General features: G+C 59.9%; 2 protein-coding genes. Both read left to right on the top strand.

All coding sequences use genetic code 11. The features are described from left to right. Window positions 1-349 precede the first annotated feature (349 nt). Window positions 350-1,354: a transglutaminase-like domain-containing protein gene (locus IEX25_RS19585; RefSeq protein WP_229665517.1), complete on the top strand. Its 1,005-nt coding sequence runs from the start codon at window positions 350-352 to the stop codon at window positions 1,352-1,354. Window positions 1,355-1,379: 25 nt separating this feature from the next. Next, complete coding sequence (locus IEX25_RS19580) at window positions 1,380-1,592, top strand: hypothetical protein (RefSeq protein ID WP_188717393.1); 213 nt, start codon at window positions 1,380-1,382, stop codon at window positions 1,590-1,592. Window positions 1,593-2,105: the final 513 nt, after the last annotated feature.

The following is a 2,105-nucleotide window of genomic DNA, read 5'->3' as shown; positions in this document are numbered from 1 at the left end:
GCATAAGCCGGTTATCATCGCCTTCGCAAACGCCATGCTGAAAAACGGCGCGCCTTGGCAGCATCAGACCCACGCATAGACAGAAACGCCAGGCAATTGGGCGCAGTTGACGTTTGAATGGATAAGGTTGGCGGCGGGGGAAGCCTTGCCGTTCTCGGAGGGAACGCAACCCGCCTGGGTTCGCGCGTGCCTCTGCGAATTCAACGGTCGCAGGGCATGTTGCCTCACCCCCTCTTGCTTGTCGCTTGCCCCGGCATCTGTACCGTCTTGTGGTTTCCTGGCCGTCTCCTCCTTGAAGGCTCTTCAAGACCAGCGGTTACGATAAGAGGTAAATGCCGAACAGCATTTGATGGGCAGATGGTCCTGCGCGGGCAGCGGGCCTTCTTCCAGGCGCCACACGGCAGCGCCGTTCCGCCGCAAAGGCGGCCTTCCGATCAAACCTGCCCCTTGCAAGGAGGCCCTCATGCTTGTTCGCTTTGGTTTCGAGATCATCATAAGCACGCCAGGACCTCTTCCCCTGATCCTGGCCCTCTCGCCCCACCCTTCCGTCACAAGCCGTATCCTTGGTGCCAACAAGATCAGAACGGAGCCCCCCGTGCCGATCGAGGAGTTTCTGGACCCCTTCGGCAACAGACGGGCACGGCTGGTGGCGCCGCGCGGACAGACAAGGCTCTGGTCCGATGACGTGATCGAGATTGAGGGAGAGCCTGACGTCTTTGACTGGAACGCCCGACAGCATGAGGTCGCGCACCTGCCCCCCGAGACATTACCCTTCCTGACGGCCAGCCGTTATTGCGAAGCAGACATGCTGTCGCAACAGGCCTGGGATCTCTTTGCCGGCACCAAGCCTGGCTGGGCGCGTGTCCAGGCAATCTGCAACTTCGTCCACAATCATCTGACCTTCGGCTACAAATTCGGGCGGCCCACGAAAACCGCCGTCCATGCCATGTCCGAGGCGACGGGCGTATGCCGGGACTTTGCGCATCTGGCAATTGCACTCTGCCGCGCCATGAACATTCCGGCGCGCTATGCGAGCGGCTATCTCGGCGATATTGGCGTTCCACCGTCAGGTCCCGGCGACTTTTGCGCCTGGTTCGAGGTTTATCTGGAAGACCGCTGGTATACCTTCGATGCGCGCTACAACACGCCCAGGATCGGGCGTATTCTCATGGTCCGCGGGCGCGATGCGGCGGACGGCGCCATGATCACGTCCTTTGGAACCTATCAGCTGGATCTGTTCCGGGTGTGGACGGACGAGCTTCCAGAAACGATGACGCAGGCCGATGTTCTGAAGGAACTGGAGCAGTTGCCGGAGGCCCCTGCCCTGACCCTGGCCATGGCAGGGTCGTCCTGACAAGGACCGCATATGGAGAAACCAAATGGGTTTCGTGGTACTTCATCTGAACGAGCCTGGACGCCTGCCAAGCAGAACTGCCCTTGCCGTCCGTCACATCATCTCCATCAGGGAAGAGGCAGATGATGCAGGCACGGAGATCAAGCTCACCGACGGCACCCTGATCAATGTGACAGAGCCCTTCAAGACCATCATGGAGGAGCTTGCCCGAGTGAGTAACTCCTCCGAGCCCACCTGAGGATGGATGACAGGTTGGTGCAGGAGCGGGATGACGGTTACACCTTCCTCTTCAGGTCCGCGCCCAGGCCAACCGTTGCTCTTCCTGTTCCACCAAGCCGAAATGGTGCCGAAGGCTTGGCCACGTTGGCTTGATGGCGCCGACACTGCCCCTCTTGAATGCGCATCGTTCTTTTGCGCGCAACCAGAGGCTTGCACGATTATGCCGCCAACGCTCTCGCAATCCACAAGGATGGTCCCCATCTATGGGGGGTCACAGCGGACTGCTCTGCCTGTGACTTATGGAGGACCCCCTATGGGGACCCTACGTCCAGCCGACAATCAGAACAGTCCGCCACGCGATCCACAGCTGGATTACGGTGATCCCGGTCGCCTGCAAGATCGAGAGGACGCCGAGACCTGGCAAAAGCCGGATCACGAAGGCGCATCAGAGAAAAAGAGCCATTTGCCTGATTAGGGCAGCATCCAGTTACGAGCGTCAACGGTTCGGGCGGGGTCAAACTCCGCCCTTTTT

This window comes from Paracoccus acridae (assembly GCF_014642735.1).
In the GTDB taxonomy this organism is placed as follows: Bacteria; Pseudomonadota; Alphaproteobacteria; order Rhodobacterales; family Rhodobacteraceae; genus Paracoccus; species Paracoccus acridae.
The sequence above is the reverse complement of the archived record's forward strand: the minus strand, read 5'-3'. Positions and strand labels throughout refer to the sequence as shown.

Bases quoted from the DNA above. Each gene is read 5' to 3' on its own strand.
- IEX25_RS19585 (WP_229665517.1), top strand. From the start codon at position 350: ATGGGCAGATGGTCCTGCGCGGGCAGCGGGCCTTCTTCCAGGCGCCAC.
- IEX25_RS19580 (WP_188717393.1), top strand. From the start codon at position 1,380: ATGGGTTTCGTGGTACTTCATCTGAACGAGCCTGGACGCCTGCCAAGC.